This is a genomic window from Cellulosimicrobium cellulans (assembly GCF_001722485.1).
Classification (GTDB): domain Bacteria; phylum Actinomycetota; class Actinomycetes; order Actinomycetales; family Cellulomonadaceae; genus Cellulosimicrobium; species Cellulosimicrobium cellulans_A.
This window is the reverse complement of sequence record NZ_LWGL01000175.1, coordinates 1-6,063: the sequence shown is the minus strand read 5'-3', so window position 1 is coordinate 6,063 and position 6,063 is coordinate 1. Positions and strand designations below refer to the sequence as shown.

The following is a 6,063-nucleotide window of genomic DNA, read 5'->3' as shown; positions in this document are numbered from 1 at the left end:
CCGGGCCGGGCGACGGGGTGGGCGACGGGTTGGGCGACGGAGCGGGCCGCACGGGCGGCGCAGCCGGCGACGGCCCGTGCGGCGCGGACCCGGGTGCCGCGTGCCGTCCGCCCTCCGACAGCTCCCCCGAGGACGTGTAGGCCGCCGGCGTCTCGACCGCGACGCTGGGCCCGCCCGCGAGCTTGCGCAGCGCCATCCCGACCAGGACGAACAGGATGCCGAGGCCCACGACCAGCGCGGACACCCCGAACGCGACGACCGACGTGTACAGCGACGCGCGCAGGAACGACGCGTTCATCACCGTCTCGCGCGTCGGGTCGTCCTGCTCGAGCTGGGCGTAGGTCTGCCCGCCGCTCGCCTCGAGGGCGTGCCGGTCGATGACGTCCGCCTGGGCGTAGGCCGTGAGCGGCCCGTTGACGTGACGTCCCGCGAGGAACGACGCGTCGTCGGAGACGGTGATCTCCTCCGACGAGAGCTCGTTGGCGACGACGACCCACGTGCCGACGCCCGCGAGGACGAGGAGAATGCCCGCGACGATCGACACGAGGCCGATGCCCCGGACCCCGCGGGCCGGTGTGACGGTGACGGTGCTCGACATGGTGCGCTCCCCTTCGACAGGACCTTCCCGGTCCGTCCGCGGTGTCGCGCCCCCGTGGCGACGCCGCCGCGAGACGGTCGAACCACCCATTCGCGACCACCGTAGCGACCGGTATCGGCTCGTGCCCGGCGAGCGCCCGGCGCGTCGCCGGCCCGTGCCGGTCCCGTGCCGGTCCCGCGCCGGCGTGGACGGGGGCGCGGATTCGGGCCGCGTCGCGCGCGGGTGGGAGGATGCGCGCGTGCGCATCGTCCACGTCACCGACTGCTACCTCCCGCTCCTCGGGGGGATCGAGACCCAGGTGGCGCGGCTCGCGCAGCAGCAGGCCGCGGCGGGGCACGACGTCGCCGTCGTGTGCACGACGCCGGAGCGGCCCGGCGCGCACGGGGTCACGACCGAGCACGTCGACGGGGTCACGGTCCACCGCCTGGCAGCCCGCGTCCCGGGCGGCTACCCCGTCCACCCGCGCGCCCCGCACCACGTGGCGCGGCTGCTGGGCGCGGCGCGGCCCGACGTCGTGCACCTGCACATGGGCGTGCTCACGCCCTCGACGCAGGCCTCGCTGCGGACCGTCGTGCGCGCCGGCCTCCCCGCGGTGCTGACGGTGCACAGCGTGTGGGGGTCGGCGGAGCGGTGGTTCGCGGGCCTCGACCGCGTCGTGGGCTGGTCGCGCTGGCCGGTCCTGTGGTCGGCGGTGAGCGAGCTGACGGCCGCGCCGCTGCGGCGGATCGTGGGCGACCGCGGGGAGGTCGCGGTGCTGCACAACGGCCTGGACCTCGACGCGTGGCGCGTGCCCCGCACCGAGCGCGCGGAGCGCATGGAGGGGGCGGCCGTGCACGTCGTCGCCGCGACGCGCTTCGCGCCGCGCAAGCGCGTGCTGCCGCTCCTCGAGGTGGTCCGCGAAGCGGCCGCGCGCGTGCCCGCCGGGTCGCTCCACGCGACGGTCGCGGGCGACGGTCCCGAGCTCGAGGCGGCACGCCGGTTCGTCGCGCAGCACGGACTGCGGGACGTCGTCTCGCTCCCGGGACGCCTCTCGGCGACCGAGCTCAAGCGCCTCTACGCGCGCGCGGACGTCTTCGCGGCGCCCGCCGTCGAGGAGGCGTTCGGCATCGCGGCCCTCGAGGGCCAGGCGGCCGGGCTCGTCGTCGTCACGCGCTCGCAGTCGGGCGTCGCCGAGCGGCTCACCGACGGCGTCGACGCGCTCCTCGCGGACGACGACGCGGGCATGACGGACGCGCTCGTGCGGCTCGTCACCGAGGACGGCCTGCTCGACCGGATCGTCGCGCACAACCGCGACGTCCCGTCGTCGGCAGGGTGGCCGCGGGTCCTCGCCGACGTCGAGGCCGCCTACTCCCGCGCGGCGATGATCGCGCGCACCGCCTGAGGGCCCGGCGCGCCGCCCGCTACGCGGCCGGTGCCTCGCCGCGCAGGATCGACGTCATCTTCTTGCCGCGTGCGACCTCGTCGACGAGCTTGTCCATCCAGCGGATCCGCTGCATGAGCGGGTCCTCGATCGACTCGACCCGCACCCCGCAGACCACACCCGTGATGAGGGAGGCGTTCGGGTTCATCGCCGGTGCCTGCGCGAAGAACGTCTCGAGGTCGACGCCGTCGGCGACGGCGCGCTCGATCCCCGCGTCGTCGTAGCCGGTGAGCCAGGTGATGACCTGGTCCACCTCCGCCCGGCTGCGGCCCTTGCGCTCGACCTTCGCGACGTACAGCGGGTGGATGCTCGCGAAGCTCGTCCCGAAGATGCGGTGCCCTGCCACGGTCGACCCCTCCGTCCCGGTGCGGCTCACTCCCACTCGATGGTGCCCGGGGGCTTGCTCGTCACGTCGAGCACGACCCGGTTGACCTCCGGCACCTCGTTGGTGATGCGCGTCGAGATGACGGACAGCACGTCGTACGGCAGGCGCGTCCAGTCGGCCGTCATGGCGTCCTCGGAGGACACGGGCCGCAGCACGATCGGGTGGCCGTAGGTGCGGCCGTCGCCCTGCACGCCGACCGAGCGCACGTCGGCGAGGAGCACGACGGGGCACTGCCAGATCTCGCGGTCGAGACCGGCCCTGGTCAGCTCCTCGCGCGCGATCGCGTCGGCGGCGCGCAGGGTCTCCAGCCGGTCCGCCGTCACCTCGCCGACGATGCGGATGCCGAGGCCGGGGCCGGGGAACGGCTGGCGCCACACGATCGCCTCGGGCACGCCGAGCTCGAGCCCGACCGCGCGGACCTCGTCCTTGAACAGCGTGCGCAGCGGCTCGACGAGCGAGAACTGCAGGTCGTCCGGCAGGCCGCCGACGTTGTGGTGGCTCTTGATGTTCGCCGCGCCCTCGCCGCCGCCGGACTCGACGACGTCCGGGTAGAGCGTGCCCTGGACGAGGAACTTGACCTCTTCCCCGTGCTCGCCCGCCTCGGCGACGATGTCGCGCGCCGCGTCCTCGAACACGCGGATGAACTCGCGCCCGATGATCTTGCGCTTGGTCTCGGGGTCGCTGTGCCCGGCGAGCGCGGTGAGGAAGCGCTCCTTCTCGTCGCGCACGACGAGGTTCACGCCCGTCGCGGCGACGAAGTCGCGCTCGACCTGCTCGGCCTCGCCGGCGCGCAGCAGGCCGTGGTCGACGAACACGCACGTGAGCTGGTCGCCGACCGCCTGCTGCACGAGCGCGGCGGCGACTGACGAGTCGACGCCGCCCGACAGGCCGCAGATGACGCGCGCGTCGCCGACCTGCGCACGGATCGCCGCGACCTGGTCCGCGATGACGTTGCCGGGCGTCCAGTCCGGGGCGAGCCCCGCGCCCTCGTAGAGGAAGCGCTCGAGCACGGCCTGGCCGTGCGCGGAGTGCTTGACCTCGGGGTGCCACTGCACCCCGAAGAGCCGTCGCCCGCGGTCCTCGAACGCCGCGACGGGCGAGCCCGACGACGTCGCGAGCACCTCGAAGCCGTCCGGCGCGCGGTGCACCGCGTCGCCGTGGCTCATCCACGCCGTCTGGTTCTCGGGCGAGCCGGCGAGCAGGACGCCCGCCTCGCACACCGACACCTCGGTGCCGCCGTACTCGCGCAGACCCGTCTGCGCGACGTCGCCGCCCAGCGCCTTGGCCATCGCCTGGAACCCGTAGCAGATGCCGAGCACCGGCACGCCCGCCTCGAACAGGGCCGGGTCGACGAACGGCGCCCCCGTCGCGTACACGGACGACGGGCCGCCCGAGAGGATGATCGCCGCCGGGTCCTTGGCGAGCATCTGCTCGACCGAGGCCGTGTGCGGGACGATCTCGGAGTAGACGTTCGCCTCGCGGACCCGGCGCGCGATGAGCTGCGCGTACTGGGCGCCGAAGTCGACGACGAGCACCGGGCGGGGCGTCGACAGGGGCGTGGGCTCGTCGGGCGTCGTTCCGTCGGGCGCTGTTCCGTCGGTCGCGGTCGGCGGGGCGGGGGGCACGTCGGGCGCGGAGGTCACCCGCCGATTCTAGGCCCGGACCGGCGCCCGCCCCGGACCGGGCCGGCGCACCGCCGCGGGCTGTGACGCGCGAGGGTGACCAGCGTCACAGGGTCGATTCACCCGCCCGTCGGAGCGGGCGCAACCGGTCGAACACCCCGTACGTCGCATATCACCGCGGCGCCGTCGCTACGATGCGACGCGTTGGACAGGTGTCCAACTCGGTCGCTCTTCCATCGTCGTGAGCGCGGACCACGACCCTTGACCCGCCGTCTCGACGAGAGGTGCTCGCCGTGAGCCAGATCGACAACGCCCTGTCCGCCTTCCTCGACCTCGACGGGGCGATCGCCATCGCGGTGATCGACTCGTCCAACGGGATGACCGTCGCGCACGCGCAGCGCGAGTCGTTCGAGATCGAGCTCGCCGGCGCCGCCAACACCGAGGTGGTCCGCTCGAAGCTCCGCGCCGTGTCCCAGCTGGGCCTCGAGATGAAGGTCGAGGACATCCTCATCACGCTCACCGGGCAGTTCCACCTCATCCGCCTCTCGGAGCGCCCCGAGCTCGAGGGCCTCTTCTTCTACGTCGTCCTCGACCGCGCGCGCGGGAACCTCGCCCTGGCGCGCCGCCAGCTGGCGAAGCTCGACGCCAGCATCGACGGGCTCTGACCCCGTCGGTCCTCGGACCGGTCATGGAACACGGCGAGCTGCTCACCGCGCCGGAGGCCGCGCAGTCCCTGCTGGAGGCGAGCACGACCGTCCTCCAGGTGGCGCTCCTCGGGGCCGACGCGGATCTCGTGGCGGCCGCCGGCGACGCGCCCGTCGAGCTCCTGGAGCTGGCACGCCGGTGCGCCTCCGGGCTGCTGACGGACCCGCCCGGTCACGCCGGCGCGGTGTTCACCATGATCGAGGCGCCGCACGGCGTCGCCCTGCTCTGGGTCCTCGACGTCGATCTCGCCGTCGCGGGCCTGTGCGCCCCCGGGGCGAACGTCGTCCTGACCCGGCGCGCGCTCGAGCCGGCCGTCGCCCGCGTGGCGCCGGCCATCGACCCCGCCGTGCGCACGCACCCGCGCGGCAGGCGCCGTCGGCCGCCGGTCGACGTGCTCGTCCGGCCGAGCGAGGTGGCCGCGGTGCACGACGTGCCCGAGGAGAGCGACGTGCCCCGCACGACGCTCGCCCAGCAGATGATCATGGACGTCATGCGGGACCAGCTCGGCCCCGACACCCGCGGGTAGGCGCCCGGCGGCCCTCCGGACGCCCTCCCGCGGCAGACGCGAGGCCCCGCACCGTGCCGTCGGCACCGGTGCGGGGCCTCGTCGTCCGCGTCGCCGTCCGCCCTGGCGGTCGTCGTGGGCCCTCGTCAGCCGTCGGCGAAGGAGAGCTCGACGCGGCGGTTCAGCGCACGCCCGGCGGGGTTGTCCTCCCCCTCGAGCGTGTTCTCGGCGACCGGCTGCCGGCTGCCGTGGCCCGTCACCGTGAGCGTGAGGTCCGGGCGCTCCGCCCGGAGCACGCTCGCGACCGCCTCCGCCCGCTGCAGCGAGAGCTCGTCGTTGCGCGCGTCCGTGCCCATCGCGTCGGTGTGCCCGTCGACCGCGACGGCGGAGCCCTGCGGGATCTGCTCGATGAGGTCCGCGAGCGCGTCGGCGGCCTCCGCGGAGAGCTCCGCCGAGTCGAACGCGAACATGAGGTCGGCGGTGAGCACGACGGTCGTCGTCTCCTCCTCCTCGCGCGTCGTCTGGAGGCGGGTCGTGGCGTCGTCCGCGTCCAGGGAGAACCGGGAGTCGTCCGGGTGCAGGTCGAGGACGGCGTCCGCGCGCATCGCCTCGGTGACCTCGGCGGCGTCGATGCGCTCGCGGTCCTCGGCGAGGTGCTCGACGACTTCCTCCGGCAGGGGCGCCTCGCCCCCCGGCGCTGGAGACGGCGTCGACGGCTCGGACGTCGCTGCGTCCGACGCCTCGGCGGCAGGCTCCGCCTCGGTCCGCGCGGTCGCCGCGGCCGCGGGCAGCGGGGCGAGGAGCACGCCCCCGAGGGCGGCGGCGAGC

General features: G+C 74.9%; 7 protein-coding genes. 3 read left to right on the top strand and 4 right to left on the bottom strand.

The window, feature by feature from the left end:
* Positions 1-598: hypothetical protein (locus JZ5iCDA_RS14710; RefSeq protein ID WP_069387831.1), on the bottom strand; the 598-nt coding region annotated here is incomplete at its 3' end.
* A 238-nt stretch (positions 599-836) separates the two neighbouring features.
* On the opposite strand from JZ5iCDA_RS14710, the gene JZ5iCDA_RS14705 reads away from it, so the two are divergent.
* Positions 837-1,979: a glycosyltransferase family 4 protein gene (locus JZ5iCDA_RS14705; RefSeq protein ID WP_069387830.1), complete on the top strand. Its 1,143-nt coding sequence runs from the start codon at positions 837-839 to the stop codon at positions 1,977-1,979.
* A gap of 19 nt (positions 1,980-1,998) precedes the next feature.
* On the opposite strand, the gene JZ5iCDA_RS14700 is transcribed toward JZ5iCDA_RS14705, so the two are convergent.
* The gene (locus JZ5iCDA_RS14700) at positions 1,999-2,364 is read right to left on the bottom strand and encodes a DUF2200 domain-containing protein (RefSeq protein WP_069387835.1); all 366 of its coding nucleotides are present in this window, start codon (positions 2,362-2,364) and stop codon (positions 1,999-2,001) included.
* Between the two features lie 26 nt (positions 2,365-2,390).
* The gene (gene guaA, locus JZ5iCDA_RS14695; protein ID WP_139123138.1) at positions 2,391-3,938 is read right to left on the bottom strand and encodes a glutamine-hydrolyzing GMP synthase; all 1,548 of its coding nucleotides are present in this window, start codon (positions 3,936-3,938) and stop codon (positions 2,391-2,393) included.
* Positions 3,939-4,318: 380 nt separating this feature from the next.
* On the opposite strand from guaA, the gene JZ5iCDA_RS14690 reads away from it, so the two are divergent.
* Both JZ5iCDA_RS14690 and JZ5iCDA_RS14685 read left to right on the top strand, forming a co-directional pair.
* Positions 4,319-4,690, top strand: a complete 372-nt coding sequence (locus JZ5iCDA_RS14690) for a hypothetical protein (protein WP_069387833.1) — start codon at positions 4,319-4,321, stop codon at positions 4,688-4,690.
* Between the two features lie 23 nt (positions 4,691-4,713).
* Positions 4,714-5,256, top strand: coding sequence for a hypothetical protein (locus JZ5iCDA_RS14685; protein WP_069387829.1), 543 nt, complete (start codon positions 4,714-4,716; stop codon positions 5,254-5,256).
* 125 nt (positions 5,257-5,381) lie between these two features.
* Here JZ5iCDA_RS14685 and JZ5iCDA_RS14680 read toward each other — a convergent pair.
* On the bottom strand, positions 5,382-6,063 hold a 682-nt coding region (locus JZ5iCDA_RS14680; protein WP_083260048.1), incomplete at its 5' end, for an OmpA family protein.

Coding starts and splice junctions, on each gene's coding strand:
- JZ5iCDA_RS14685 (WP_069387829.1), top strand. CDS start 4,714: ATGGAACACGGCGAGCTGCTCACCGCGCCGGAGGCCGCGCAGTCCCTG.